This is a genomic window from Thauera butanivorans NBRC 103042 (assembly GCF_001591165.1).
Classification (GTDB): Bacteria; Pseudomonadota; Gammaproteobacteria; order Burkholderiales; family Rhodocyclaceae; genus Thauera; species Thauera butanivorans.
Genome location: NZ_BCUG01000009.1, coordinates 1 through 25,993, shown reverse-complemented (window position 1 = coordinate 25,993; position 25,993 = coordinate 1). Strand labels below are relative to the sequence as shown.

Annotated in this window: 25 protein-coding genes and 1 tRNA gene; 7 read left to right on the top strand and 19 right to left on the bottom strand. The window is 66.4% G+C overall.

Annotated features, from left to right (window positions below; translation table 11 throughout):
• Positions 1-49: 49 nt before the first annotated feature.
• The 4 genes from TBU01S_RS04880 to hemC form a co-directional block, all read right to left on the bottom strand.
• Positions 50-1,273, bottom strand: coding sequence for a heme biosynthesis HemY N-terminal domain-containing protein (locus tag TBU01S_RS04880; protein WP_068635518.1), 1,224 nt, complete (start codon positions 1,271-1,273; stop codon positions 50-52).
• Between the two features lie 10 nt (positions 1,274-1,283).
• The gene (locus TBU01S_RS04875) at positions 1,284-2,507 is read right to left on the bottom strand and encodes a uroporphyrinogen-III C-methyltransferase (RefSeq protein WP_369404194.1); all 1,224 of its coding nucleotides are present in this window, start codon (positions 2,505-2,507) and stop codon (positions 1,284-1,286) included.
• 79 nt (positions 2,508-2,586) lie between these two features.
• Positions 2,587-3,384: a uroporphyrinogen-III synthase gene (locus tag TBU01S_RS04870; RefSeq protein ID WP_083953470.1), complete on the bottom strand. Its 798-nt coding sequence runs from the start codon at positions 3,382-3,384 to the stop codon at positions 2,587-2,589.
• 57 nt (positions 3,385-3,441) lie between these two features.
• Positions 3,442-4,374 (bottom strand): hydroxymethylbilane synthase, encoded by a 933-nt coding sequence (gene hemC, locus TBU01S_RS04865; RefSeq protein WP_068635516.1) that lies wholly within the window; start codon positions 4,372-4,374, stop codon positions 3,442-3,444.
• Between the two features lie 115 nt (positions 4,375-4,489).
• Between hemC and TBU01S_RS04860 the strand changes: the two genes are divergently transcribed.
• Both TBU01S_RS04860 and ppc read left to right on the top strand, forming a co-directional pair.
• Entirely contained in the window at positions 4,490-4,915 is a 426-nt protein-coding gene (locus tag TBU01S_RS04860) for a thioredoxin fold domain-containing protein (RefSeq protein ID WP_068635515.1), read from the top strand.
• A gap of 104 nt (positions 4,916-5,019) precedes the next feature.
• The gene (ppc, locus tag TBU01S_RS04855; protein ID WP_068635514.1) at positions 5,020-7,770 is read left to right on the top strand and encodes a phosphoenolpyruvate carboxylase; all 2,751 of its coding nucleotides are present in this window, start codon (positions 5,020-5,022) and stop codon (positions 7,768-7,770) included.
• On the opposite strand, the gene TBU01S_RS04850 is transcribed toward ppc, so the two are convergent.
• Complete coding sequence (locus tag TBU01S_RS04850) at positions 7,771-8,556, bottom strand: LytR/AlgR family response regulator transcription factor (protein WP_068635513.1); 786 nt, start codon at positions 8,554-8,556, stop codon at positions 7,771-7,773.
• Complete coding sequence (locus TBU01S_RS04845) at positions 8,553-9,578, bottom strand: sensor histidine kinase (protein ID WP_068635512.1); 1,026 nt, start codon at positions 9,576-9,578, stop codon at positions 8,553-8,555. The genes TBU01S_RS04850 and TBU01S_RS04845 overlap by 4 nt, the downstream gene beginning before the upstream one ends.
• A gap of 97 nt (positions 9,579-9,675) precedes the next feature.
• Between TBU01S_RS04845 and argH the strand changes: the two genes are divergently transcribed.
• The 3 genes from argH to TBU01S_RS04830 are packed head-to-tail and all read left to right on the top strand — an operon-like array spanning position 9,676 to position 13,306.
• Positions 9,676-11,109, top strand: a complete 1,434-nt coding sequence (gene argH / locus TBU01S_RS04840; RefSeq protein ID WP_068635511.1) for an argininosuccinate lyase — start codon at positions 9,676-9,678, stop codon at positions 11,107-11,109.
• Between the two features lie 8 nt (positions 11,110-11,117).
• A complete protein-coding gene (locus TBU01S_RS04835; RefSeq protein WP_068635510.1) occupies positions 11,118-12,404 on the top strand; it encodes a serine/threonine protein kinase in 1,287 nt (428 codons plus the stop codon).
• A complete protein-coding gene (locus TBU01S_RS04830; RefSeq protein ID WP_068635509.1) occupies positions 12,401-13,306 on the top strand; it encodes a fructosamine kinase family protein in 906 nt (301 codons plus the stop codon). The genes TBU01S_RS04835 and TBU01S_RS04830 overlap by 4 nt, the downstream gene beginning before the upstream one ends.
• Positions 13,307-13,318: 12 nt before the next feature.
• Here TBU01S_RS04830 and TBU01S_RS04825 read toward each other — a convergent pair whose 3' ends face one another.
• The 8 genes from TBU01S_RS04825 to hemA all read right to left on the bottom strand — a co-directional run bounded on the left by TBU01S_RS04825 (position 13,319) and on the right by hemA (position 20,070).
• Complete coding sequence (locus TBU01S_RS04825; RefSeq protein ID WP_068635508.1) at positions 13,319-14,410, bottom strand: nucleotidyltransferase domain-containing protein; 1,092 nt, start codon at positions 14,408-14,410, stop codon at positions 13,319-13,321.
• Entirely contained in the window at positions 14,407-15,354 is a 948-nt protein-coding gene (locus TBU01S_RS04820; protein ID WP_083953469.1) for an HprK-related kinase A, read from the bottom strand. Before TBU01S_RS04820 ends, TBU01S_RS04825 begins: the two co-directional genes overlap by 4 nt.
• Positions 15,351-15,602 carry an HPr-rel-A system PqqD family peptide chaperone gene (locus TBU01S_RS04815; RefSeq protein ID WP_281178405.1) on the bottom strand — a complete coding sequence of 84 codons (252 nt, stop codon included), beginning with the start codon at positions 15,600-15,602 and terminating at the stop codon, positions 15,351-15,353. The genes TBU01S_RS04820 and TBU01S_RS04815 overlap by 4 nt, the downstream gene beginning before the upstream one ends.
• Before the next feature lie 11 nt (positions 15,603-15,613).
• Entirely contained in the window at positions 15,614-16,126 is a 513-nt protein-coding gene (locus tag TBU01S_RS04810; RefSeq protein WP_068635506.1) for a hypothetical protein, read from the bottom strand.
• Between the two features lie 261 nt (positions 16,127-16,387).
• On the bottom strand, positions 16,388-16,717 hold the full coding sequence (gene grxD / locus TBU01S_RS04805) for a Grx4 family monothiol glutaredoxin (RefSeq protein ID WP_068635561.1): 330 nt from the start codon (positions 16,715-16,717) through the stop codon (positions 16,388-16,390).
• A 104-nt stretch (positions 16,718-16,821) separates the two neighbouring features.
• Complete coding sequence (gene prmC / locus TBU01S_RS04800; protein ID WP_068635505.1) at positions 16,822-17,682, bottom strand: peptide chain release factor N(5)-glutamine methyltransferase; 861 nt, start codon at positions 17,680-17,682, stop codon at positions 16,822-16,824.
• Positions 17,682-18,761 carry a peptide chain release factor 1 gene (gene prfA, locus TBU01S_RS04795; RefSeq protein ID WP_068635504.1) on the bottom strand — a complete coding sequence of 360 codons (1,080 nt, stop codon included), beginning with the start codon at positions 18,759-18,761 and terminating at the stop codon, positions 17,682-17,684. The genes prmC and prfA overlap by 1 nt, the downstream gene beginning before the upstream one ends.
• A gap of 55 nt (positions 18,762-18,816) precedes the next feature.
• On the bottom strand, positions 18,817-20,070 hold the full coding sequence (gene hemA / locus TBU01S_RS04790; RefSeq protein ID WP_068635503.1) for a glutamyl-tRNA reductase: 1,254 nt from the start codon (positions 20,068-20,070) through the stop codon (positions 18,817-18,819).
• Between the two features lie 225 nt (positions 20,071-20,295).
• On the opposite strand from hemA, the gene TBU01S_RS04785 reads away from it, so the two are divergent.
• Positions 20,296-20,550: a type II toxin-antitoxin system Phd/YefM family antitoxin gene (locus TBU01S_RS04785; RefSeq protein ID WP_068635502.1), complete on the top strand. Its 255-nt coding sequence runs from the start codon at positions 20,296-20,298 to the stop codon at positions 20,548-20,550.
• Entirely contained in the window at positions 20,550-20,933 is a 384-nt protein-coding gene (locus tag TBU01S_RS04780; protein ID WP_068635501.1) for a type II toxin-antitoxin system VapC family toxin, read from the top strand. The genes TBU01S_RS04785 and TBU01S_RS04780 overlap by 1 nt, the downstream gene beginning before the upstream one ends.
• 63 nt (positions 20,934-20,996) lie before the next feature.
• Here TBU01S_RS04780 and TBU01S_RS04775 read toward each other — a convergent pair.
• The 5 genes from TBU01S_RS04775 to TBU01S_RS04755 all read right to left on the bottom strand — a co-directional run bounded on the left by TBU01S_RS04775 (position 20,997) and on the right by TBU01S_RS04755 (position 25,618).
• Positions 20,997-21,072, bottom strand: a tRNA-Phe gene (locus TBU01S_RS04775).
• A gap of 192 nt (positions 21,073-21,264) precedes the next feature.
• Positions 21,265-22,983, bottom strand: coding sequence for a cation acetate symporter (locus tag TBU01S_RS04770; protein WP_068635500.1), 1,719 nt, complete (start codon positions 22,981-22,983; stop codon positions 21,265-21,267).
• Complete coding sequence (locus tag TBU01S_RS04765; protein WP_068635499.1) at positions 22,980-23,288, bottom strand: DUF485 domain-containing protein; 309 nt, start codon at positions 23,286-23,288, stop codon at positions 22,980-22,982. Before TBU01S_RS04765 ends, TBU01S_RS04770 begins: the two co-directional genes overlap by 4 nt.
• A 184-nt stretch (positions 23,289-23,472) precedes the next feature.
• Positions 23,473-24,957 carry a sensor histidine kinase gene (locus TBU01S_RS04760; protein WP_068635498.1) on the bottom strand — a complete coding sequence of 495 codons (1,485 nt, stop codon included), beginning with the start codon at positions 24,955-24,957 and terminating at the stop codon, positions 23,473-23,475.
• Complete coding sequence (locus TBU01S_RS04755; RefSeq protein ID WP_068635497.1) at positions 24,932-25,618, bottom strand: response regulator transcription factor; 687 nt, start codon at positions 25,616-25,618, stop codon at positions 24,932-24,934. Before TBU01S_RS04755 ends, TBU01S_RS04760 begins: the two co-directional genes overlap by 26 nt.
• Between the last annotated feature and the right edge of the window lie 375 nt (positions 25,619-25,993).

The following is a 25,993-nucleotide window of genomic DNA, read 5'->3' as shown; positions in this document are numbered from 1 at the left end:
CCGCCGGTGCAGGCAGGCCGCTCCGGCAGCGCGGCGTGGCGCAGCCCCCTCAGGCGGGCAGCAGCGCCACGGCGTTCTTCTGTCCGCCGGCGGCAACGATTTCGGCCGCTGCGCGATAGTAGGGCTGGGCCTCGGCATTGCGTTCGAGGTTTTCCAGCAGGTGTGCCAGGGCGAGATAGGCGTCGACGCTCGGACCGTACTTCACCGACGATTCGAGATAGCTCTGCGCCTTGCCCCACAACTGGGCACGGACGCAAAGCTGGCCGAGCGCGAACAGCAGCCCCGCGTCACGCGGCTGTTGCTGCAGCCAGCTTTCGGCTTTCTGCAGACAGGCGCGCACGCTGCTTTCGCCTTCGCTCTCGGCGCAGTACGCATATTGCCGCGCCAGATCGGAGTCCCAGCGCTCGTCGAGCAGATGCTCCACCTGGCGGCGTGCGAGTTCGCCGCGCCCGGCTTTCGCCAGCAGCGGCAGCACGCGTTCGATCAGGCCGCGATCCTGCAGCTCACCGGCTGGAATGTTCTTCCAGTAATCGACCAGCGCCTCGCTGTCGCCGGCGAGTTCGCGCATGCGCTCGACATGCCCCCGGCGCAGCAGCGGCACGGCCTGCTCATCGGTCAATGCCTTGTGTTTGCGCAACTGGCGGACGGTGCCGATCAGTTCTTCCCAGCGTCGCAGCGCCGACGCCACGCGCGCCTCCAGCCGCAGCATGGCGATATGGCGATGGCCGCCTTCGCGCAGCGTCGCCAGCCGCGCCGCGGCCTCGTCGAAGCGGCCGGCGTCGACGGCCAGTTCCGCTTCGGTCATCAGGCGCGCGACATCGCCGTTCGCTTCCTTCTTCGCCGCATTGCCGAGCCATTCGCGGTAGCGCGGCTCGTCCTGCATCGCATGTGCGGCGCGCGCCGCGACCAGCGCTGCCATCGACGCCCCCTCGCCCGTCTCGTAGGCGCGCGATGCGGACTTGAGCGACTGCGAGAAGCGGCCTTCGAACAGCGCATTGACGGAATCCGTCAGCGCGCGTCCGGCACGTTCGCGCCGGCGCCGCTCGCGCCACTGCGCCACCCTGGTCGGCAATTGCAGGGTCCGGCTGACGACACGGACGAGCGCATAGCCGAGCGCAAAGCCGACGACGACGATGACCACCAGCAGGTTCAGGGACAACTGCACGCGCCACGGCGGTGCCACCAGCAGAACGTAGCCGTCGTTGAGGCCGGCCACCATCGCCACGCCCACCGCGACGGCGAAGATGCCGATCATCCAGATCAGGGTCCGCATCGCCGTCCCCTCACTGCGCCTGAGACGCGTCCGGCGCGTCCTCGGCTACGGGGTTGGCGGCCGGCGGCTCGGCGGGGGCCTGCCCAGAAGGAGTCTCCTCGGCAGGCGTCGGCTGCGAGGGCGCTTGCACGGCGGCCGCCGGTTCCTGGGCCGCCGGACGCTCGCCGCGCGCCTGCATCACGCGCAGGGCGGCGAAGCTCTCGGTCAGCGTGGGCAGCTCGGTACGGATGGAAACCGACTCCAGCGCCTTCAGTTCTTCCAGCACCATTTGCACGCGCTCGTCCCGCAGATCGAAGAAACGCTCGACCCATGCGCGCGCCTGGGCGAGATCGGCGGCATAGGTGCGCGCATCCCGCGCCAGCAGCCCGAGACGCGCGGTAAGCAGCCGGATCTTCAGGTTCTCGCGCAGGAAAGTGTTCTGCGCCGGCGCCAGCAGCACGGGATCGTCCTGGTCGAGCCGCTCCATGCGGACCAGGCCGCGGATCTCACGCCAGACGTCGGCGGCAAGCTCCCGCGCGTAGCCGAGCCCCCTGGCCATCCAGTCGCCGCCGGGCGGGACGGCCGTGTGGTCCTCGGGCGGAAGCTGCGGCGCCGGCAACTGGCCCTCGAAGGCCAGCGGCATCACGTCCGCGCGTTCGAGCAGGCGCTCCAGACGCAGGCCGAGTCCGGGCACATCGACCACCGGCTGCAGCTTCAGCGCTTCGATGTCGCGTGCCAGGGCGCGGCGCAGCGGCGCATACTGGCCGCGATCGTAAAGCGCGAGGCGGGCATCGGCCTGGTTCAGGGCGATCAGCGCCGCCTCGACATTGCCGGCGAGCTGCAATTGCTGCGCCGCCAGGGCGACGGCCTGCTCGACTTCGGCAACGACACGATCCTCGCGCGAGCGGGAAAACTCCTGGTACAGGGCTTCCAGCGCGGCGGCCTGGCCTTCGGTGGCCTCGACCTTGGATTCGAGCGCACCCAGCTTGCCCTGCAGCGCGGCGAGGGTTTCCTGCTGCTGGCGCACGATGCCCCGCGCCTCGCCGGCCAGGCCTTCGCTTTCGGCGAGGCGGCTGGCGAGCGTCTCGCGCAACTGCGCCGACTGCCCATGGACATCGCGCGCCTGCCAAGCCGACCAGCCCGCGGCGCCACAGGCGGCAAGCGCCAGCAGCAGCGCCCACCAGGCGACGGTCTGGCGGGGGGCCGCCGATCCAGCCGGCGGCGGCGATGTTTGTTCGGTCGATTGTTCGGGCATGGCACCGTCCTTACTGGAGGATTTGGCCGCCCCGGGCGGCTGGGTCAGGGCAGGAAGTTCAGTATTCATGCCGGAGAGTTTAACCAAAGTATCCTGCCAACGCCTGCAACAGGCCTTCATCGCCGGCCGCAGTCTCGATCACCGTGCCGAAACCGGCCCCGCGCGCCTGTGACGCGATGCGCGCATGCGATGCGAACACCGGGATCGCTGCCAGCGCACGCATCCCCCCGTCACCAAGGATGGCCGCCAGATTGCGTACCCCCTCGCTGCTGGTCAGCAGCAGCCCGGCAAGCTCGCCCCGGGCGGCAGGCTTCAGCAACAGCGCAGGATCCGGCGTCGGGCAGTAGCGCCGGTAGCAGGTCACGTACTCGGCCTGCGCGCCGCGTTCGTGCAAAGTGTTCCGGATCAGATCGCGCCCGCCGTCACCGCGGAAGATCACGACCTTGCGGCCGCGTACGGCGTCGGCGGCGAATTCCGCCAGGGCCAGCACGGACTCGCTGTCGAAGCCGTGCTCGGGCACGATCGGGGTGGCGAAGCCGCGCTGGCGCAGCACTTTCCCGCTGCCCTTGCCGACGGTCGACACGCGCAGCGTCGCAGGCCAGGCACGGCGCGCGAGGATGAATTCGAGCGCATGGTGAATGGCGTTCGGGCTGACGAAGAAGGCGAGATCGAATTCGTCCAGCCGCGGCACGATCGCTTCGAGCTGCGCAGGATCCGGCGCCGGCCCGATCCCCAGCACCGGGAAGCGGATCGCCTTGCCGCCGGCGGCCTCGATGCGGCGGCACAGCCCGTCGGCCTGCTCCAGCGGCCGGGTGACGGCCAGCAGGCGTCCGGCCAGCGGCAGGGCACAGTCCTTGGTCTGCGAATCCTGTGTCATGACGGCTGCCGCATCTGTCGTTGAGCCACTCGTTCGGCCGCGCATTCAGCCGCGTATTCAGCCGATGTCGGCGAGGATCGCTTCGGCTCCCTGGGCCCGGAGATCCTCGGCCAGCGCCCGGCCCAGTGCTTCGGCCTCGGCCGGCAGGCCTTCGCGCTCGGCACGCACGATTTCGCTGCCATCGGGGCGGGCGACGAAACCGCGCAGCCAGACCCTGCCCTCGCGCATCAGCGCATAGGCACCGAGCGGCACTTCGCAGCTGCCGGCCAGCGCGCGGGCCACGGCACGCTCGGCCAGCACGCAGGCGGAGGTGTCGGCATCGGCCAGCGGCTGCAGCCAGCCGATCACGTCCGCGCGCGAAGCCAGGCACTCGATGCCGAGTGCGCCCTGGCCGGCGGCGGGCAGCGAGACTTCGGCCGGCATCACCGAACGGATGCGTTCGCCCAGCCCCAACCGGGTCAGGCCCGCCGCGGCGAGGATGATGGCGTCGTACTGGCCTTCGTCGAGCTTGCGCAGGCGGGTGTCGAGGTTGCCGCGCAGGCTGGTCACGCCGAGGAAGGGATACTGGGCGTGGATCTGCGATTCGCGCCGCAGCGACGAGGTGCCGACGACCGCGCCCGGCGGCATGTCGTCCAGGCTCGCGTAGCGGTTGGAGACGAAGGCATCCAGCGGGACTTCGCGCTCGGTGATGCAGGGCAGCACGAATTCCCCGCCCATTTCCATCGGCACGTCCTTCATCGAATGCACGGCGATGTCGGCGCGGCCGTCGAGCAGGGCGGTTTCGAGCTCCTTGACGAACAGGCCCTTGCCGCCCACCTTGGCCAGCGGCCGGTCGAGGATCTGGTCGCCGCGGGTGGTCATGCCCAGCAGCTCGACGCGACAGCCGGGATACAATCCTTCGAGACGGGCCTTGATATGTTCGGCCTGCCACAGGGCGAGGCGGCTTTCACGGGTGGCGATGACGATGCGCTCGGGGTTCGCTTGGCTCACGGTTGGGATCACTCAAGAACAGGATTCGACGATGCCGGGGAAACTCGATTTTCGCCGCACCGCAGCATCAGGGTTCGCACCAATGGTGCGTGGATTGGCCGCGATTCTAGCATGCGTGCCACTTGCACTCCCTGCGGCGCCCGGCGCGCTGCCGGCGGCAAGCGACCTGGCGCAGGACAAGGCCGCGATGCGCAGCAGGCAGGTGCCGATGGTGGTGCTCTTCAGCCAGGCCGACTGCAGCTACTGCGACACCGCGCGCCGCTACCTGGTGCCGATGTCGGCTGCGAACGAGCACGTCCTGTTCCGCCAGATCGACATCGACTCCGGCGCGGCACTGGTGGATTTCTCCGGCAGGCGCTCGACCCACCGCGAGGTGGCGGCGGCGCAGGGCGTGCGCTTCGCGCCGACCGTCAGGTTCTTCGACGCGGACGGCCGCGCGCTGGGCGAGGGCATCGTCGGCATCGGCGTGGAAGATTTCTACGGCCTGTACGTCGATGACGCACTCGCTGCCGCGCGTCGTCGCATGGGTGCGCCAGACTGACGGCACCCACTCGTTCTTTTTCTTGCAGCACCGTGCGGCGGCGGATCCCTCCCCGCTTGTCGCACGTTCCACCTCCCCGCCCACTCCTAACAAGCAGAAACGACATGAACCAGGACAAAGACGCACCGCTGCGCGAAGACATCCGCCTGCTCGGCCGCCTGCTCGGCGACACCGTGCGCGACCAGCAAGGCGCCGCCGCATTCGAGCTGATCGAGCACATCCGGCAGAATTCGGTCCGCTTCCACCGCGACGACGATGCCGTCGCGCGCCGCGAACTCGAGGACATCCTCGACGCCCTGTCGCGCGACCAGACCATCCAGGTCGTGCGCGCCTTCAGCTACTTCTCGCACCTGGCGAACATCGCCGAGGACCAGCACCACATCCGCCGCTCCCGCGCCCACCTGATCGCCGGCTCCGCGCCGCGCGAAGGCAGCCTCGCCCACGCCGTCGCCAGCGTGCTGGACAGCGGCGCCACCGACGCCGCCGGGCTGGCCGAATTCTTCGACACCGCGCTGGTGTCGCCGGTGCTGACCGCCCACCCCACCGAAGTCCAGCGCAAGAGCATCCTGAACTGCGAGACGGTGATCGCGCGCCTGCTCGACGAGCGCGACCGCATGCAATTGACCCCCGAGGAAACCGAAGCCAGCCTCGAGGCCCTGCGCCGCGCCGTGCTCACGCTGTGGCAGACGCGCATGCTGCGCACCGCCAAGCTGTCGGTGATCGACGAGGTCAACAACGGCCTGTCCTATTTCGACACCACTTTCCTGCACGAACTGCCGCGGCTCTACGCCAGCCTCGAAGACCGCCTGGCCGCGGCGGACGCCGCCCTCGGCGGCGTCGAACTCGCCGCCTTCCTGCAGGTCGGCAGCTGGATCGGCGGCGACCGCGACGGCAACCCCTTCGTCACCGCCGAGGTGCTCGACAAGGCCTTGTCGATGCAGGCCACGGTGGTGCTCGACCACTACCTCGACCAACTGCACCGCCTGGGTTCGCAACTGTCGATGAGCCACGGTTTCGCCGGCGCCTCGGACGCGCTGCTGGCGCTGGCCGAAGGCTCGCCGGACAACTCGCCGCACCGCAGCGACGAACCCTATCGCCTGGCCGTGTCCGGCATCTACGCCCGGCTGGCCGCCACCTATCGCGCACTGCTGGGCCACGAACCCACCCGCCACGCCGTCGCCGAAGCCGCGCCGTATGCCGATGCGGCGGAACTGGCGGACGATCTCGACATCCTGCACCGCTCGCTGCTCGCCAACGGCTCCGCCGCGCTCACCCGCGGCCGCCTGCGCCAGCTGCGCCGCGCGGTGAAGGTGTTCGGCTTCCACCTGGCGCCGATCGACCTGCGCCAGAATTCCGACGTGCACGAACGCGTCGTCGCCGAACTGCTGGAGACCGCCAGCCCCGGCACCGACTATCGCGCCCGCGACGAAGCCGGGCGCTGTGCGCTGCTGCTCGAGGAGCTGGCCACCGCCCGCCCGCTGGCCTCGCCCCATCTGCGCTATTCGGAAGAAACCGAAAGCGAGCTGGCGATCTTCCGCAATGCCCGCCGCGCCCATCTGCGCTACGGCACGGCAGCGATCCGCAACTGCATCATCTCCAAGACCGACGACGTCTCCGACCTGCTCGAGCTGGCGGTGCTGCTGAAGGAAGCCGGCCTGCTGCGGCCGCTGGAAAAGGCGCTCGACGTCAACATCGTGCCGCTGTTCGAGACCATCGGCGATCTCGAGAACGCCGCCGGCGTCATGGACCGGCTGTTCTCGCTGCCGATCTACCGCGAACTGCTGGCCGCGCGCGGTCAGACCCAGGAAGTGATGCTGGGTTATTCGGACAGCAACAAGGACGGCGGCTTCCTGACTTCGGGCTGGGCGCTGTACAAGGCCGAAGGCGAACTCGTCGCCGTGTTCGCCCGCCACGACGTCCGCCTGCGCCTGTTCCACGGCCGCGGCGGCTCGGTCGGCCGCGGCGGCGGGCCGAGCTACCAGGCCATCCTGGCCCAGCCCGACGGCGCGGTGCAGGGCCAGATCCGCCTCACCGAACAGGGCGAAGTCATCGGCGCCAAATATGGCAATCCCGAAGTCGGCCGCCGCAACCTCGAGGTGCTGGTCGCCGCGACGCTCGAAACCAGCCTGCGCCCGGCCGACGCCGAACCGACTCCGGCCGCCTTCCTCGACGCCATGCAGGCGCTGTCCGACACCGCCTTCACCGCCTATCGCGGCCTGGTCTACGACACCGAAGGCTTCGAGCGCTATTTCTGGGAATCCACCGTGATCAGCGAGATCGCCGCGCTGAACATCGGCTCGCGCCCGGCCTCGCGCAAGAAGAGCACCGCGATCGACGATCTGCGCGCGATTCCATGGGTGTTCAGCTGGTCGCAGTGCCGGGTGATGCTGCCGGGCTGGTACGGTTTCGGCAGCGCGGTGCGCGCTTTCCTGGAAAAGCATCCGAACGACGGCCTGGCACTGCTGCAGCGCATGTACCGCGAGTGGTCCTTCTTCGCCACGCTGTTGTCGAACATGGACATGGTGCTGGCCAAGAGCGACCTGGCGATCGCCAGCCGCTACGCCGGCCTGGTCAAGGACGTCGTGCTGCGGGAGGAAATCTTCGGCCGCATCCGCGCCGAGCACCAGGCCACCGTTGACGCGCTGCTGCAGATCACCGGCCAGCGCGAACTGCTCGACGGCAACCCGCTGCTGAAGCGCTCGATCCGCAACCGCTTCCCCTATCTCGATCCGCTCAATCACGTGCAGGTCGAGCTGCTGCGCCGCCATCGCGAACAGGGGGAAGATCCGCGCATCCGCAACGGCATCCACATCTCGATCAACGGCATCGCCGCGGGCCTGCGCAACAGCGGCTGATCAGCGTCCGAGCGCCTGCTTCACCACCGGCCATTGCCGGCGGCTGACCGGCAGGCGCCCTTCCGGGCCATCCAGCCCTCTCAGCAGCACTTCCCAGCGCCCTTCGCCATCGGCTTCGCCGGCACGCTCGACGCCCAGCACCGCCTCGCGCGCCACCAGGCAGTTGCGGTGCACCCGCAGCAGGCGCTGGGGAAATTCCTGTTCGAGCTGCACCAGGGATTCGTCGAGCAGGTAGTCGCGCTCGGCGGTGCGCGCGGTGACGTATTTCAGCTCGGCCTTCAGGTAGAGCACGTCGGCCACCGGCAGCAGCAGGATGCGGCCGCGCTCGCTGACGCTGAAATGGCGGCGCTCGTTCGGCGCCAGGCTCGCCAAAACCGGATCGGCTGGCGGCTGGCGGCTGCGCAGCTTGCCCAGCGCAGCCACCAGCCGCTCGGCGCGCACCGGCTTGAGCAGGTAATCCACCGCCGCCAGTTCGAAAGCCTCGACCGCATACTGGTCGTAGGCGGTGACGAAGATCACCGGCAGCGGCGGCATGCGCCGGGCCAGATGGCGGGCAAGCTCGACGCCGTCCATCGCCGGCATGCGGATGTCGGCCAGCACCACGTCGGCCTCTTCGGTCTCGAGCAGGCGCAAGGCCTCGACGCCATTGGCGGCCATGCCGGCGACGGCGTTCGGGCAGGTCCGGGCGATGTCGCCGAGCAGGTCGCGCAGGCGGGAACGGGCAGGCGCTTCGTCATCGACGATCAGTACCCGCAGTGCGGCCGGCTGGCCGGCAGCAAGATTCATGCTTTCGAGCTCCTGTAGGGCAGGCGGATGCGGACGCGATAGCGGCCCTCGCCGCATTCGCTGTCCAGCCCCGCTTCCAGATCGAAGAACAGCATCAGGCGCTCGCGGATGTTGTCCAGCGCCATGCGATTGCCGGCGCGATGGCGCTCGGCATCGCACACCGGATTATCGACTTCCAGCCTCAGTTCGCCTCCGCGGCGCTCGATGCGCACGACGACCTCCCCCGGCTCGCTGGACGGCTCGATGCCGTGGTAGACGGCATTCTCCAGCAGCGGCTGCAGCAGCAACGCAGGCACGCGGGCACGCATCAGCTCGGCGTGCGCGGGCGTCCCTGGCGCCGGCAGCTCCCAGCGCACCGCCAGGCGCTCGTCGAGACGCAGGCGCTCGAGATCGACATAGCGTTCGCACAGCGCCACTTCATCGCCCAGCGGAACGAGTTCGCGATTCTCCCGCATCAGCACACGGAACAGGTCGGCCAGTTCCTCGAGCGCACGCTCGGCCCGCCGGGGGTCGGAACGGATCACGCCCAGCACGCCGTTCAGGCTGTTGAACAGGAAATGGGGGCGAATGCGCGCACTCAGCGCCTGCAGCCGCGCCTCGGCCAGCGCCGGGGAATAGCGCCGGCTGCGATAGTCGAAGTAAGTCAGGCAGATCATGGCCGCCGCCATCGCCCAGGCAAGACGGCGAAACAGGCTGCCGCCTTCGGTCAGCGGATAGCTGAGCGCCACCGCGAACACCACCAGCGCCAGCAGGCCGCCCAGCGCGATGCGGGGGGACGTCTTCCTGAGCCCGGGCGAAGCGAGATACAGCAGCAGCACGACCAGCAGCAGTGGCAGTTCGAGGCGGCCGGCCATCAGCACGATCTCGGCAAGCAGCCGCTCCCCCTCGTCGACGCGCACCAGCAAGGTCGCCAGCGCGAACAGGTTCACCAGCACCAGCACGCGCAGGATGACGCCGAGATTGCGGAAATCCGGCAGCGCCGGGGCGCCGAGCGGCACGGGCTTTTGATTTATACTTTCCATCGTTTATCGGCGCCGCGCCAGCGATCGCTCCCAAGCAAGACGACTCCCCCATGCAGAACCCGCCCGATGCGCGGGCCGACATCTTCCGACACGCATTATGACAGACAACACGATGCCGGCTGCCGGCAATGGCGAACCCGCCAAGGCCTGGTCCGGCCGTTTCACCGAACCCGTTTCCGACCTCGTCAAGCGCTACACCGCCTCGGTCATGTTCGACCAGCGCATGGCCCGCCAGGACATCCGCGGCTCGCTCGCCCACGCCAGGATGCTGGCCAGGCAGGGTATCATCGCCGCCGCCGACCTCGCCGACATCGAACGCGGCATGGCGCAGATCCAGGACGAGATCGAGCGCGGCGAATTCGCCTGGAACCTCGACGACGAAGACGTTCACCTCAACATCGAGAAGCGCCTGACCGCACTGGTCGGCGACGCCGGCAAGCGCCTGCACACCGGCCGCAGCCGCAACGACCAGGTCGCCACCGACATCCGCCTGTGGCTGCGCGACGCGATCGACCAGATCCTGGCGCTGATCGCCGAATTCCAGGACAAGCTGCTCGACGTCGCCGAAGCCAATGCCGACACGCCGATGCCCGGCTTCACCCATCTGCAGGTCGCTCAGCCGGTCACTTTCGGCCACCACCTGATGGCCTACTACGAGATGAGCCGGCGCGACGCCGAGCGCTTCGCCGATTGCCGCAAGCGCGTCAACCGCCTGCCGCTCGGCGCCGCTGCGCTGGCCGGCACCAGCTATCCGATCGACCGCGAATCCGTCGCCGCCGAACTCGGTTTCGACGAAGTCTGCTTCAATTCGCTCGACGCGGTCAGCGACCGCGACTTCGCGATCGAATTCTGCGCCGCCGCCGCGCTGCTGATGACCCACCTGTCGCGCCTGTCCGAAGAGCTGATCCTGTGGATGAGCCCGCGCGTCGGCTTCATCGACCTCGCCGACCGCTTCTGCACCGGCAGCTCGATCATGCCGCAGAAGAAGAACCCGGATGTGCCCGAGCTGGTGCGCGGCAAGACCGGCCGCGTCAATGGCAGCCTGATCGCGCTGCTGACGCTGATGAAGGGCCAGCCGCTGGCCTACAACAAGGACAACCAGGAAGACAAGGAGCCTCTGTTCGATACCGCCGACACGGTCATCGACACGCTGCGCATCTACGCCGACATGATCACCGGCATCCGGGTCAAGGCCGAGGCCATGCGCGGCGCGCTGTCGCAGGGCTACGCCACCGCCACCGACCTCGCCGACTACCTGGTCAAGAAGGGTCTGCCCTTCCGCGACGCCCACGAAGCCGTGGCGCTGGCGGTGCGCGCCGCCGACGTCAAGGGCTGCGACCTGCCGCAGTTCTCGCTCGACGAACTGCGCATCGCCATGGCGCACGTGCCGGGCGCGGCCGAGCGCCTGGCCGAGGACGTGTTCGGCGTGCTGACCGTCGAAGGTTCGCTCGCCTCGCGCAAGCACGTCGGCGGCACCGCGCCGGAACAGGTGCGGGCAGCGATCGCGCGCGCACGCAAGCTGCGAAGCTGAGCAGCCCCGTGGTGGCGGAGCGGATAGGCAAGTACGAGATTCGCTGCCAACTCGGCGAAGGGGCCACCAGCGTCGTCTTCCTGGCCTGGGACCCCTTCAATCAGCGGGAAGTGGCGATCAAGCAGCTGCGCCGCGACGTGCTCAACGATCGCAACCGCGGGCGACTCTACCGCCAGCTCTTCCTCAACGAATCCGCCTTCTCCGGCCGCCTGCACCACCCGCACATCGTCCAGATCCACGACGCCGCGGTGGACGACGACAACGCCTATGTCGTCATGGACTACGTGCCCGGCGGCACGCTGGAGCGGCTGGCTCGCCCCGGCTCGCTGGCCAGCTTCGAACGCATCATCGAAATCGTCTTCAAGGCCACCCGCGCGCTGGACTACGCCTTCCACCAGGGCATCACCCACCGCGACATCAAGCCGGCCAACATCCTGCTGATGACGCCGGAAGGCAGCGACATCCGCATCTCCGATTTCGGCTCGGCACTGGCCACGGCACGCGAGACCACGCAGATATCGGGCGTCGGCTCGCCGGCCTACATGTCGCCCCAGCAGGTACGGGAAGTGCCGCTCGACCATCGTACCGACATCTATTCGCTCGGCGTGGTGATGTTCGAGCTGCTGACCGGCCACCTGCCCTTCGAAACCAGCAACAACTACAGCCTGCTGTACCGCATCGCCCACGACGTCGTGCCGCGCCCGTCCGAACTGCGCCCCGAGGTCCCTGAGGCGCTCGACGCCATCGTCCGCCGCGCCACCGAGCGCGATGTCGATCACCGCTACCAGAGCTGGGCCGAGTTCTCGCACGATCTGGCGCTCGCGTTCCGCAACCGCAGCGTGGAAGTCGCACGCGGCTCGATACCCGAGACCGAACGCTTCGAGGCCTTGCGCGCGATGCGTTTTTTCCGTGAGTTCTCGGACGCCGAGCTGTGGGAAGTGCTCCGGCTGTCGCAATTCAGCCAGGTGCAGCCCGGCACGGTGATCATGAAGGAAGACGAAGGCGGCGACTCGATCTGCTTCATCATCGACGGCGAAGCACAGGTCAAGAAGCGCGGCCGCCTGCTCAACGTACTGACGGCGGGTGAATGCTTCGGCGAAATCGCCGTCTTCTCGGCCGCCGCGGGCGTACGCTCGGCCTCGGTCACGGCAAGCACGACGACCAGCCTCGTCACGCTGCGCGCCCGCGCATTGCGCCGCGCCAGCGACATCTGCCGCATGCACTTCTACAAAGCCTTTCTCGAAGTCCTGGCCACCCGCCTGTCGCTGGCCAGCGCCCGGATCGCCAACCTGTGACACATCCAGCCCTGCCCGCGGTCGAAGCCGCGATCCGCCAGCGCATCGGCAACCGCTTCCATATCCGCAACAGCCAGACGGCAGGCGCGGGCATCGACACCACCGCGATCATCGCGGATGGCAGCGAACGCTTCTTCGTCAAACTCGGCAGCGCCGACCGGCTGCCGATGTTCGAAGCCGAAATCGACGGCCTGCTCGCACTCGCCGCCGCCGGCAGCTTCCGCACGCCGACGCCGATCGCCAGTGGCGGCGACGGCGGCGCGCACGCTTTCCTGGTACTGGAACATCTCGAGCTGCATCCACTGCAGTCCGCCGAACACGGCAGCCGCTTCGCCGATGCCCTGGTCGCACTGCACCAGACCACCGGGCCGCATTTCGGCTGGCGGCGCGACAACTTCATCGGCAGTACGCCGCAATGCAACACTTTTGCCGACAACTGGGCGCTGTTCTTCACCGAACATCGCCTGCGCCCGCAATTCGCCCTTGCCCGCAGCAGAGGATTCGGCGGCGAACTCCAGAAACAGGGCGAGCGCCTGTTCGACCGCGTGCCGGCGCTGTTCCTCGACTACCGCCCACGCGAAAGCCTGCTGCACGGCGACCTCTGGCACGGCAACGCCGCGGTGCTCGCCGATGGCACGCCAACGATCTACGACCCCGCGGTGCATTACGGCGACCGCGAATCCGACCTCGCTATGAGCGAACTGTTCGGCGGCTTTCCGGGCAGCTTCTATGCGCGCTACCGTACCGGCTGGGCGCTCGACGAAGGCTATGAAACCCGCAAGCAGCTCTACAGCCTGTACCACATGCTGAACCATCTGAACCTGTTCGGACGGGGCTATCTGGGCGAAGCCCTGCGCCTGGCTACACGCTTGAATCAGGCACTTGCGCTGCGGCGAGACTGAGAAAATACGCGCTCACCCGCGCCGTGGAAGCCCTCGCGCATTTCGCCAGATCTTGATTGCCGCGTGGCGCAGCAGCAGGGGGGTGGGCATGCGCATGCGGTGATAGCGCAGGCGGGCCAGTTCACCCGCAAATCTCCGGTCCGGGGCACTCCGGGCTTCCGGCAGATGCGGCAGCAAGGTGCGCACCAGCATCCAGTCCATCACCCGTCGTATCGGCCGTGGCGGCGGCGAGGGCCAGAGCACGGCCGGCACCGGCGTGCCCAGCCAGCGCTCGCAGTAATGCAGTGCGTACCAGAACAGGCGATCGGCGCCGTGGTGCCTCATGCGCGCGGCCAGGGAACGCATCGAGCCATCGTCGGCAGGCAGCATGCGCAGCAAGCCATCGATATCGACGAGATCGCGCAGGCGCCCATCGAGCTCGGTATCCTGGAACAAATGCACGACTGCATGCACGAGCTGATCCGCCGGGCTCAGGACGCTGAAACGCGAACCCGGCAAAGGCAGCAGGGCAGCAAACAGCCTCTCCACATCCGGAGTGCACCGGCTGGTCACCGGTGCGATCGCATGGTGCAGGTCGAGTTCGAGCGCATGACCATCTGCGCGCATTGGCGGCAGTTCGTGGCTCCACTCGCGGTAGTAGCGCTGATCGTATTCATCGCTGACCGTCGACGCCCAGCCCTGTGCCGCGAGTGCCGCTTCCACCGCATCGAGATCGGCACGCCGCACCAGCAGGTCGATGTCGGCGGCGATCCGCCCGTCGGCATTCGGCAGGCCCTGCATCTGGTAGGCCGCGCCCTTCAGCAGCACGACATCGATGCCGGGCGGCAGCACATCGGCAAGCGTACGCAGTTCGAGTTCGAGCAGATGACGGCGATGGGCGGCAAAGTTAATCGCCGCCTGCAAGTGGCCGCGCGGCTGCTCCGGCACCGCCGCCCACAGCGTCGGATCGGCCATCAGGCGGCGGCCCAGCGTCGCATGCAGGCGCGCCGCGCGCGCGAGACGGATCAGTTCCTCCCAATCGCCCAGACCCAGGCCATGAACGCTCGCCGGCTCGCGCAGCACACCGAGCAGGCGGGATACGGCGTTCTGCAGGCTGGCGCTCATGCCGGCCCGCCCTGGTCGTCGAGCAATTGCCGCAGGCAGGCCACGGCCTCGTCGAGCCGGCTATAGACCAGTTGATAGGCTGGGCAGGCTGCAGCGAGATCGGCCACCGCCTCGAACGAAATCCGCCCGAGCACGCCGTAGTTGAAGCTGTTGAAGGCAAGGCGGATGAAAGCCTGCTCGGGCGCTTGCGGCTCGAGTTGCAGCGGTACGCCCGGACGCCAGGCCGGAAAGACGATCAGCGCCGGGCGCGCCGGACGGCGAACCAGCGCAACGCTCGCCGCGTCCGGCGCCAGATGGGCGACATCGCCCTTGCGCGTGGCGGTAAATGTCGGGCCCAGTTCGGCTTGCGCCGAAAAATCGCGGATCACGCCGATCGACGCATTCTTGAGCGCCACCGGTTTGAGCATCGGCAGCAGATCGCCAGCCTGGGGCCGCAATACGCCGAACTCGTCCGACAGCAGGCGAAAGCCGGCGAGCATCATCGCCGCGGTCAGCGTGCTCTTGCCCGAACCAGGCGTGGCAGGAAGCAGCAGTGCGCGATCCGCGTGTGCGAGCACGCCGGCATGCAGCAGTACATATTGATTGAAGCGCTGGCCGAAGCTCCAGTTCAGGCCCCATTCGTAATGCGGCAGGGCGTGGCTGGCAGCAAAGGGTTCGAAAGGCTGGATTCGATCGATCAGAAAGCGGGACTGCGGCTTCAGCCAGCGCCGCACGCCCTTCCCGGGGTCGATTTCCACGTGGAAATCGGTGAAATCGGCGTTTCGTACCGGCGCGAAATGCCGGTACACCTGCCGAAAGGCAGCGGTGAAGCCTGGCGCCCGGCTACGCACCCGGACCGTACAGGCACCGTAGTCGATGAAAAGACCATCGCCGTGCAGGCTACGGGCAAGCTCCTCCTGCGACCACTCACCCACTGTGGTGAACAACGGATCACCGGCCGTCATGTCTCCACCAGGCCGACATCGGCCAAGGCTGCGACTACATCGTCGAACGCCGCTTCCGGCTCATCCGCTTCGGCAGCAAGCGCCTGCCGAAGCCGTGCCGCAGTGACCGGCCCATCGACCGCGAGTTCTTCCGCAACCGACGCCACCGCCGCCAGTTCGGCGGGCAGCAGATGCGTCTGCCACGTCAGGGGATCGAACACGACCGCTGCTTCGCCCAGAGGGCGGACGATTGAACGGGGGCGAAGCACCGTGTCGCAGATCAGGGGATGATGATGGTGTTGTCGCCGGAGAGGTTGTCACCCGGCATCAGGGAATTCCAGCACGACGCACCCGCCATCGGCGTCACGTCTGTTGCCGAGGCATCGAGTATCAACGTGCGGCCGGGATAGTTGATCAGGACGTAGTAATACTGCCTAGGGTAAACAGCCGGCTTACTCCCCGGCTTCAAGGCCACTTCTTCCGCACGACCATCCGATACCTTGTAGTAGACCTCGTTGTACTTGAAACCGTCTACGTTCTCGGACCCGTTGCTGCCTACTTTCACGGCCTTGAATTTCCACGCCTGGAGTCGGGCGCGCACCCACTTGTCGCTGCTCGCTGTCACCGCGAGCGGACGCTCCGTGTTGAACAGTTCAAGGCTGTTCGCTTCGCAGCTCGAACTGGCCGCGGCAAGTGCAGCGCCACTCGGCAGGGTAAAAACGACCGGCGCAGCGGCAGCCGACTTGATCAGGCGCCTGCGCCCTTCGTTGCGGGATTTGTCATCAGCTGACATGAAAACCTCTTTGCCCAATGTCGGACGAGGGACACAGCTTAATCAGGCGGAGTTCCCAAGTACCGGAATTTCGTCACATTGAGCCATAAAAGCAAGAATCAAACCAGAAATGACCCATACCCACAAAGCGTCGTTCTTTCAATAACCTGCCGGCCTGCGCCGCCCATCCTGCGGCCTGGCCCGGCCACCAGTGTAAAAAGCACCGACAGCCGCCAGAAACCGTCGGGACATGCACGCATGCATATCCCGAGAATGCCTTCGTCAGGCGTCCTGCACCACGCCTGCATCTTTCAGCATCTGCTGCAACTCACCGTTCTGGTACATCTCGCGCATGATGTCGCTGCCACCGACGAACTCGCCCTTGATGTAGAGCTGCGGAATGGTCGGCCAGTTGGAGAACTCCTTGATGCCCTGGCGGATCCCGTCATCGGCCAGCACATTGACCGCCAGCACTTCCTTCACGCCACAGGCCTTCAGGATCTGAACGGCGGCGGACGAGAAACCGCATTGCGGGAACTGCGGCGAACCCTTCATGTAGAGAACCACGTCGTTGTTGGTGACCTGGTCGCGAATGACGTCTTGAATGCTCATGATTTGGGCCATCAAAAGTTGAGTTTAATAGTCGGGTAATTTTAGGATGGGCGGTGTTCAGCGTCAATGCACCCATAATGGGCGTGCCGCAGCACTTCGTGGACTCAGCCACGCCCCAGCCAGCGGCCACCCGAGACCCGCTCGATGCCGGCGATGTCCTTCCATGAGGCGATTTCCGCAAAGCCGGCATCCGCCAGCAGGCTGCGCACGGCGGCGGCCTGATCATAGCCATGTTCGAGGAACAGGCGGCCGCCGTCTGCCAGGCGGGCAGGTGCCTGCATGACGATTTCCTGCAGATCGTCGAGCCCGGCCGGACCCGCTGCCAACGCGCCCGGCGGCTCGAAGCGCACGTCGCCCTGGTCCAGATGCGGATCGCCCGCAGCGATGTAGGGCGGATTGGCGACGATGAGGTCGAAGCGCTCGTCGCCGAGGGACGCGAACCAGTCGCTCTGGACGAAGGACACGCTGGCGCCAAGGCGGGCGGCATTGGCCATCGCCACCCACAGGGCTTCGCGCGAACGGTCGATCGCGCTGACATCCGCTTCGTCGAGCTCCAGCGCCAGCGTGATCGCCAGCGCTCCGCTGCCGGTGCCCATGTCCAGCACGCGAACGGCCTTCCGGTCGGAAAAATGCGCAAGCGCCAACTCGACCAGCAGTTCGGTATCCGGACGGGGAATCAGCACCGCAGGCGTGACCATGAACTCGCGGCCGAAGAATTCGCGCGCACCGACGAGATAGGCGACCGGCTCGCCGGCCGCGCGGCGCTCGACCAGCGCGCGATACGCCGCCCAGTCCTCTCCATCCAGCGCCTGCTCCGGCCAGGCCACCAGCCGCGCCGCCGGGCACTGCAGCACGTGGCGCAGCAGGACGCGCGCATCCATCAGATCGATATGCGTCCTCGCCCATGCCAGCGCACCGGCGATATCGGCACGGTCGGGAGCGGCCCCCTGCACGCCTTCTGCCATCACTCTTCAGCCAGCGCGGCCAGCAATTCGGCCTGGTGTTCGAGTGTGAGGGCATCGACCAGTTCGTCGAGTTCCCCCTGCATGACCGCTTCCAGCCTGTACAGCGTGAGGTTGATGCGGTGGTCCGTCACCCTGCCCTGCGGAAAGTTGTAGGTGCGGATGCGCTCCGAGCGGTCGCCGCTGCCGATCAGGCTCTTGCGCTGCGCCGCCTCCGCGCTCTGCTGGGCGCGCACCTTGGCATCGTGGAGCCGCGCCGCCAGCACCGACATGGCCTGGGCCTTGTTGCGATGCTGGGAGCGGTCGTCCTGGCATTCGACGACGATGCCGGTCGGGATGTGCGTGATGCGGACGGCGGAGTCGGTCTTGTTGATGTGCTGGCCGCCGGCCCCGGAAGCCCGGAACGTGTCGATGCGCAGATCGGCCGGGTTGATCTCGACCGCCGCGACCTCGTCCGCCTCGGGCAGCACGGCGACGGTGCACGCCGAAGTATGGATGCGCCCCTGGGTTTCGGTCGCCGGCACACGCTGCACGCGATGGCCGCCCGACTCGAACTTCAGTTTCGAGAACGCGCCGTTGCCGGCGATGCGGGCGATCACTTCCTTGTAGCCGCCCAGGTCGGACTCGCTCGCCGACACGATCTCGACTTTCCAGCGCTGGCGCTCGGCGTAGCGCGAATACATGCGCAGCAGGTCGCCGGCGAACAGCGCCGCCTCGTCGCCGCCGGTACCGGCACGGATCTCGAGGAAGAGATTGCGTTCGTCGTCGGGATCACGCGGCAGCAAGGCGCGCTGCAGTTCGTCTTCGAGCGTCGCGATGCGTGCTTCGCCCGCTTCCAGTTCCAGCTCCCCCAACTCGCGCATTTCAGGATCGGCCAGCAGCTCGCGCGCGGTGTCCCGATCCGCTTCGGCCTGTACGTAGGACGCATACAGCACGACCACCGGCTCGATCTCGGCGCGCTCCCGCGACAGGTCGCGAAAGGCATTCATGTCGCGCGCACCATCCTCGGCCGCCAGGGCACGGTCCAGTTCCTGCAGACGTGCTGCAAGGTGTTCGAGTTTGTCGCGGATGCTCTGTTTCATGGCTGGATGACGGCTGTCGGCCCGTACATGCGGGCCCGGGCGCAGACGCGCTGCGCTAGCCCTGGTGGGGAAGATTGAAAAGCTGACGCACGAACCGGCCGGCCTCGGCCTTGTGGGCGACTTCCGCCTGGTTCAGATAGCGGGTCGGGCCGTGCATCAGCTTGTTGGTCAGACCATGCGACAGCGCCTCGAGCACCTTCTGTGGATCGTCGCCCTTGGCCAGCAGGCGCACCGCACGCTCCAGTTCGGCCTGGCGCAGGCTTTCGGCATGCTCCCGCAGCGCCCGGATGGCCGGCACGGTCTCGCGCGCCGACATCCAGTGCAGAAAGCCATCCACGCGCATGTTGATGATCTGTTCGGCCTCGACCACCGCCTGCTGGCGCGACTCCATGCCGGCATCGACCACTTGCGCGAGATCATCGACGGTATACAGGAAGATGTCGTCGAGTCCCACGATCTCCGGCTCGATGTCGCGCGGCACGGCAAGGTCGACCATCACCATCGGGCGGTGGCGGCGCGCCTTCACTGCCCGCTCGACCATGCCCAGGCCGACGATGGGCAAAGGCGCCGCAGTACAGGACACGACCACGTCGAAGCGCGACAGCATGTCGCCGATCTGGTCGATGCGCATGGTCTGCGCGCCGAAACGGGAAGCCAGCGCCAGCGCACGCTCTTCCGTACGGTTGGCCACCGTCATGGATTTCGGCTGCGCACCGGCGAAATGCGCTGCGCACAGCTCGATCATCTCGCCTGCGCCGATGAACAGCACATGTTGATCGCTCACGCTCTCGAAGATCCGCTCGGTCAGATGCACCGCCGCCGCCGCCATCGACACCGTGTTGGCGCCGATCGCAGTGGTCGAACGTACTTCCTTGGCTACGGCGAAGGTGTTCTGGAACAGCTTGTGCAGCAGCGTGCCCAGCGTGCCCGCCTCTTCGGCGCGGCGCGCGGCATCCTTGACCTGGCCGAGGATCTGGGGCTCGCCGATGACCATCGAGTCGAGGCCACTGGCGACGCGGAACACGTGGCGGATCGCATCACGCTGCGGATAGGCGTACAGATAGGGTGAAACGTCGTTGAGCGCCACCTGGTGAAAGCGCGCCAGCCAGTCCGCCGCATGCTGGGGCTGTTCGGCGGCGAAATACAGCTCGGTACGGTTGCAGGTCGACAGGATGGCCGCCTCCCGCACCGAATCCGCATGGGCCAGATCGTGCAGCGCCTGACCCAGCCTGTCCGGCTGAAACGCAACGCGCTCGCGAATCGCGAGCGGCGCTGTGTGATGATTCAGGCCAAGGGCGTAAAGCTGCATTCGGGATCAGGCTGTTCAGCACACTTCGATGGAGAGGTGCGCATTATAGCACCCAGGTCTACGGGCAAAAATTGAGCGGAATCAGCCAGTTTTCCCTGCTCCGCCGGCAACTCGTACATCGCCTGATCAGAGAAGCCTTGGAACAGGCCTGCCCTCCCCTGCCCGGACGCGCTTGTAGGATCGCACCTATAATCGGGCTAACCAACTCGATCAGGATGCGCCGCCATGAGGACCGTTCCCGTGTATGAAGCAAAGACCAAGTTTTCCGAGCTGCTCGCCGCAGTCGAGCACGGCGAACAGGTGACCATCACCCGGCGTGGTCGGGCGGTCGCCCGCATCGTTGCGGCCGTCGATGTCGAAGAGTCGGCGCAGGCGCAGCGCCAGCGGGTCGCCGGCACCTTCGCGCGGCTGCGCGAACTCCGCCGGGGCGTGAGCCTGGGCATGGATCTTCGGGAGGCCATCGAAGAGGGCCGCGACTGATGCCCTTCGTGCTGGATAACTCCGTGGTCGCCGGATGGTTCCTGGAAGACCAGGCGACGCCCTACACCGATGCCATCGCCACGCGACTCGAAGAAGACCGGGCGGTCGTCCCGGCACTCTGGCAACTGGAGTTCGCCAACGTGCCCCGCACCGCGTGCAAGCGCAACCGCATCGCCGCCGCCCAGGCACAACAGGTCATCGAGCAGATTTGCATGACCCGTTCACGCAAACTGTCGTACAGGACTGGGTTCCGACGACATTTATCTAGGTTTCTTGCCCTGCTCAAATTTCTTGAGCATAGCGCAAACGATCGCGATGCCATTTATCACGCAAAACGGCGCCATTTATCGCGCCGCGCTGCACTACGGAAATCGGAATTGTAGAAACGGGCCGCGTATTTGTAGAAAAGCCGGTTCGCGCAATTTAGCGGGAACCGGCTTGAATTCTGGTGGCCAGGGACGGAATCGAACCGCCGACACGCGGATTTTCAATCCGCTGCTCTACCAACTGAGCTACCTGGCCGAAGAGGTGTGCATTATAGCCTGAATCCACCCGAGGTCAAGCATTACCTGTTAGCCACCCCTCTTTTTTTCCTGCGCCTGAATCAGGCCGTTCAAAAACCGACAGGCGGCGAGCCCGAGCCCACCGCCTGTCGTATTGCCTTCCGCCAGCCCCTCCTCGGTGAAGGAGGGGCATGGACCAGGGTTTCGGGGTTTAGTGGCTCGAAGCCGCCGCAGCACCGATACCGGTCTCGGAGCGCACGCGCTGAGCCAGGTAGCCGGCGCGGTCCGCCTTGGCACGGGCGCTGTTGTCGAGAATCGAGAACAGCCAGATGCCGAGGAAGCCGGCGCTCATCGAGAACAGCGCGGGCGAGGTGTAGGGGAACAGCGCCGAACCCGCCGGGTTGCCGAGCGTCGCTTCCCACACCGACGGCGACACCACGGTGAGACCCACTGCGGTGATCAGGCCGATGAAGCCGCCGATGGTCGCGCCGCGGGTGGTGCAATCCTTCCACAGCACCGACATGAACAGCACCGGGAAGTTGGCCGAGGCCGCGATGGCGAAAGCCAGCGACACCATGAAGGCGATGTTCTGCTTCTCGAATGCGATGCCCAGGATCACCGCGATGACACCCAGCGCGATGGTGGTGATGCGCGACACACGCAGTTCGGAAGCGGAATCGGCGTTGCCCTTCTTGAACACCGTGGCGTACAAGTCGTGCGACACCGCCGAGGCACCCGACAGCGTCAGACCGGCCACCACCGCGAGAATGGTCGCGAAGGCCACTGCCGACATGAAGCCGAGGAAGACATTGCCGCCGACCGCGTTGGCGAGGTGGATCGCCCCCATGTTGCCGCCGCCCTTCAGCACGCCATTGGCGTCGAGGAATTCCGGATTGTTCGACACCAGCACGATCGCACCGAAACCGATGATGAAAGTGAGGATGTAGAAGTAGCCGATCCAGGTCGTGGCCCAGAACACCGACTTGCGTGCTTGCTTGGCATCCGGCACGGTGAAGAAGCGCATCAGGATGTGCGGCAGGCCCGCTGTACCGAACATCAGCGCCATGCCGAAGGAGATCGCCGAGATCGGATCCTTGATGAAGGAGCCCGGTCCCATGATCGCCTGGGCGAGCACGCTGGCTTCTTCCGGCGACTTGCCGATCGCGATCGCAGCGTCAGCCTTGACCTTCACCGAGGCGGCGAACAGCTGCTCGGGCGAGAAGCCGTAGTTCAGCATCACCATAAAAGCCATGAAGGACGCACCTGACAGCAGCAGCACCGCCTTGATGATCTGCACCCAGGTGGTTGCCGTCATGCCGCCGAACAGCACGTAGACCATCATCAGCGCACCGACGATCACCACCGCCATCCAGTACTCGAGGCCGAACAGCAGCTTGATCAACTGGCCGGCACCGACCATCTGGGCGATCAGGTAGAACGCCACCACGACCAGCGTGCCCGACGCGGCAAACGCACGGATCGGGGTCTGCTCGAAACGGTAGGCGGCCACGTCGGCAAAGGTGAACTTGCCGAGGTTGCGCAGCTTTTCCGCCATCAGGAAGGTGATGATCGGCCAGCCGACGAGGAAGCCGATCGAGTAGATCAGGCCATCGTAGCCGCTGACCATGACCGCAGCGGAAATACCGAGGAAGGATGCCGCCGACATGTAGTCGCCGGCGATGGCCAGGCCGTTCTGGAAGCCGGTGATGCCGCCGCCGGCAGTGTAGAAATCGGCCGCCGACTTGGTCTTGGCCGCCGCCCACTTGGTGATGAACAGCGTGCCGGCGACGAAGGCGCCGAACATGATGATCGCGGTCCAGTTCGTGGCCTGCTTTTCGGCCTGGCCGAGATCGCCGCCGGCAGCCAGCGCCGCCGCCGACAGGAGTGCAAGGGCGAGTCCGCCGCCCAGGCGTGCATAACGACTCATCATTTACCGGTCTCCTTGACGATTTCTTCGGTCAGGGCGTCGAACTCCGAGTTGGCACGACGCACATAAATACCGGTGATGATGATGGTGAACACGATCACGCCGAAGCCGATCGGCACGCCGAGCGTCATCACGCCTTCGCCCAGGCGCTGATGGAACAGCTCCTTGTCGAAGGCGATGATCGCGGTGTAGCCGTAATACACGAGCAGCATGATGATCGTCAGCGTCCAGCCGAAGCGTGTACGCATGCTGATCAGCTTCTGATACTTGGGATTGGCGACGATTTTCGCCACCGTATTGCTTTCCATGTCTCCCTCCTACTTGTTTGAACAAACCGGGCATCCACCGGTTGAACTCAAAAGTATGCGACGACACTTACGGTGTGCTTACATGCCGTCAAAAAGTTTCTCTTATGGCGAATTTTCGAATATCTATTGATCTCGATCAAACGATCCGGGCAGCGAATCATGGCAGAACGGAGTGCGACGGCACTCAGCCAAGGGGGTAGACGTCGCCCTGCACCGGAGGCGGAGCATGCAGATGGCTGCGTGGAAAGACCACGCGCGCCAGCGTCCCCTGCCCCGCCGGATTGGCATCCAGCGTCACGATGGCACGGTGCAGCTCGGCGATTTCGCGCACGATCGGCAGCCCCAGGCCGGAGCCGTCGGCGCCGCTTCCCAGCACGCGATAGAAGCGCTCGAACACGCGCTCCCGGTCCGTCTCGGGAATACCCGGGCCGGTATCCTCGACTTCGAGAATCGGTGAGCCGGCGAAACGCGTCCGCACTGTCACACGCCCGCCATGAGGCGTGTACTTGATCGCGTTATCCACCAGGTTCTTGACCATTTCGCGCAGCAGCACCGGGTTGCCCTCGACCAGCAGCTCCCCGTCGCCGCCTTCCGCGCCGAGATCGATCTCCTTCGCCTGCGCGCGCGGAAACAGTTCCAGCGCCACTTCGCGCACGACCAGAGCCAGATTCACCGGTTCGACCGCATACAGCTTCTCGAAACTCGCCTCGGCCCGCGCCAGCGACAGCAACTGGTTGATCAAGTGGGACGCGCGATCGGTGCTTTCGGCGATGTGGGCAAGCGACTGGCGCAATTGCTCGGGGTCGCTCTCGTGCAGGGCGAGATCGGTCTGCATCTTCAGCCCGGTCAGCGGCGTGCGCATCTGATGGGCTGCATCGGCGATGAAGCGCTGCTGGGCCTGCAGATTTTCTTCGAGGCGCGCCATCATGTCGTTGAAGGCGACGATCAGCGGCCTCACTTCCTCCGGCACACTCGCCGGCTGGACGGGCGAAAGATCGGTCGGCCGCCGGCGGCGGATCAGGCTCTGCAGGCGGTTGAGCGGTGTGATGCCGCGCGACAGACCGACCCAGACGAGCAGCACCGCCAGCGGAATGATGGCGAACTGCGGCAGCAGCACTCCGGTGACGACGCGCGAAGCCAGGTCGCCGCGCTTGTTGCGGGTTTCGGCCAGTTGCACCCAGACCAAGGGAGCATCCTCGCCCTCGCCCGCCTTCAGCAGCCGGTAGGCGACCCGCGTCTCCTCGCCATGGATGGTTTCGTCGCGAAACAGCACCTCCTCACCCGCAGGCGGCTGCAGCCCCCGAGGCCTGGGAATGTCCGCATCACCGGCCACGATCGCCCCATGTTCGTCCGCTACCTGGAAATACAGCACATCGTCCTGGTCCGCGCGGAACAGGGCGCGAGGCGGCGCGGGAAAGCGCACGACGACCTGCCCTTCATCGAACGCCACCATGCGGGACAGCATCCGGACACCATCGGCCAACGCGAGGTCATAGGGCCGGTTGGCGATGTTGTCGGCGACGTTGTGCGTGATGATGATCGAGATCGGCCACAGGAACAGCAAGGGCGCAAGCAACCAGTCGAGGATTTCGCCGAACAGTGAATTCGGCGGCCCCGGGCGCTTCGTACTCGATACGGCCCTGTCAGACTTTCGCCGCCGGCGCCGCATCCGAGTTCTCCAGGCAATAGCCCAGCCCGCGAGCGGTCACGATGCGCACACCGCTGTCCTCGAGCTTCTTGCGCAGACGGTGTACATAGACTTCGATGGCATTGCTGGAGACTTCCTCCCCCCAGCCGCAGAGGTGATCCACCAGTTGATCCTTGCTCACCAGCCGCCCGACGCGCAGCAGAAAGACTTCCAGCAAGCCGATCTCGCGCGCCGACAGCTCGAGTACCTGACCGTCCACCTTGACCACGCGGTCGGCCTGGTCGTAGGACAGACGCCCCAGTTCGAGGCAGCGCGCCTGACCGGTGCCGCGGCGCGTCAGGGCACGCACACGCGCCTCCAGCTCGGGCAGGGCGAACGGTTTGGCCATGTAGTCGTCCGCCCCCGCATCGAGCCCGCGCACGCGGTCATCAACGCCGTCCTGCGCCGTCAGGATCAGGACCGGAAGCGCCGACTTGCGCGCTCTCAGGCGCTTGAGCACCTCGATGCCCGGCAGCCGCGGCAAGCCGAGATCGAGGATGAGCAGATCGTAAGGCTGGGACGCCAGTGCCACGTCGGCGTCGATACCGTTGTCGACATGATCGACGGCATATCCATTGCGCTTCAAGGCGCGGCCGATGCCGTCGGCAATCACGGGATCATCTTCTGCCAGGAGGATACGCATGGAATTCCCGGTGTAAGTTACATGTAAGCGAATGCACCTAGCATCTGCTCGAATGCACTCCTTTCGTTCGGTCGCCGGATACAGCGAAAACGACTGATTATCCCACGGATTTTGACCCTATCGATAGCAAGGTCAAAATGCTCTGCCGCAGAGCCTGCCGCGCGCTGACGAGGTCACGGCACGATCCACCACCCCGATCGGGATAGGGGTGGTCAGGGTTCCTGACCATTTCCTCCCACACCACCCGGCATGCGGGTCCGCACCGGGCGGTTCGAGTCGTTGAGGTCATGAGAGCCGGCGCACGCCAAGCCGGTCGAAGCAGGCGATCGGCATCGCACGGTTCAGTCGCAGCTGGGCGCACACACGAAAAAATCT

Bases quoted from the DNA above. Each gene is read 5' to 3' on its own strand.
- TBU01S_RS04770 (WP_068635500.1), bottom strand. From the start codon at position 22,983: ATGATGAGTCGTTATGCACGCCTGGGCGGCGGACTCGCCCTTGCACTC.
- TBU01S_RS04780 (WP_068635501.1), top strand. From the start codon at position 20,550: ATGCCCTTCGTGCTGGATAACTCCGTGGTCGCCGGATGGTTCCTGGAA.
- TBU01S_RS04875 (WP_369404194.1), bottom strand. From the start codon at position 2,507: ATGCCCGAACAATCGACCGAACAAACATCGCCGCCGCCGGCTGGATCG.
- prmC (WP_068635505.1), bottom strand. From the start codon at position 17,682: ATGGCAGAAGGCGTGCAGGGGGCCGCTCCCGACCGTGCCGATATCGCC.
- TBU01S_RS04870 (WP_083953470.1), bottom strand. From the start codon at position 3,384: ATGACACAGGATTCGCAGACCAAGGACTGTGCCCTGCCGCTGGCCGGA.
- grxD (WP_068635561.1), bottom strand. From the start codon at position 16,717: ATGAGCATTCAAGACGTCATTCGCGACCAGGTCACCAACAACGACGTG.
- hemA (WP_068635503.1), bottom strand. From the start codon at position 20,070: ATGCAGCTTTACGCCCTTGGCCTGAATCATCACACAGCGCCGCTCGCG.
- TBU01S_RS04880 (WP_068635518.1), bottom strand. From the start codon at position 1,273: ATGCGGACCCTGATCTGGATGATCGGCATCTTCGCCGTCGCGGTGGGC.
- TBU01S_RS04850 (WP_068635513.1), bottom strand. From the start codon at position 8,556: ATGAATCTTGCTGCCGGCCAGCCGGCCGCACTGCGGGTACTGATCGTC.
- TBU01S_RS04825 (WP_068635508.1), bottom strand. From the start codon at position 14,410: ATGAGCGCCAGCCTGCAGAACGCCGTATCCCGCCTGCTCGGTGTGCTG.
- TBU01S_RS04845 (WP_068635512.1), bottom strand. From the start codon at position 9,578: ATGGAAAGTATAAATCAAAAGCCCGTGCCGCTCGGCGCCCCGGCGCTG.
- prfA (WP_068635504.1), bottom strand. From the start codon at position 18,761: ATGAAACAGAGCATCCGCGACAAACTCGAACACCTTGCAGCACGTCTG.
- argH (WP_068635511.1), top strand. From the start codon at position 9,676: ATGACAGACAACACGATGCCGGCTGCCGGCAATGGCGAACCCGCCAAG.
- TBU01S_RS04785 (WP_068635502.1), top strand. From the start codon at position 20,296: ATGAGGACCGTTCCCGTGTATGAAGCAAAGACCAAGTTTTCCGAGCTG.
- TBU01S_RS04760 (WP_068635498.1), bottom strand. From the start codon at position 24,957: ATGCGGCGCCGGCGGCGAAAGTCTGACAGGGCCGTATCGAGTACGAAG.
- TBU01S_RS04755 (WP_068635497.1), bottom strand. From the start codon at position 25,618: ATGCGTATCCTCCTGGCAGAAGATGATCCCGTGATTGCCGACGGCATC.
- ppc (WP_068635514.1), top strand. From the start codon at position 5,020: ATGAACCAGGACAAAGACGCACCGCTGCGCGAAGACATCCGCCTGCTC.
- TBU01S_RS04820 (WP_083953469.1), bottom strand. From the start codon at position 15,354: ATGACGGCCGGTGATCCGTTGTTCACCACAGTGGGTGAGTGGTCGCAG.
- TBU01S_RS04810 (WP_068635506.1), bottom strand. From the start codon at position 16,126: ATGTCAGCTGATGACAAATCCCGCAACGAAGGGCGCAGGCGCCTGATC.
- TBU01S_RS04765 (WP_068635499.1), bottom strand. From the start codon at position 23,288: ATGGAAAGCAATACGGTGGCGAAAATCGTCGCCAATCCCAAGTATCAG.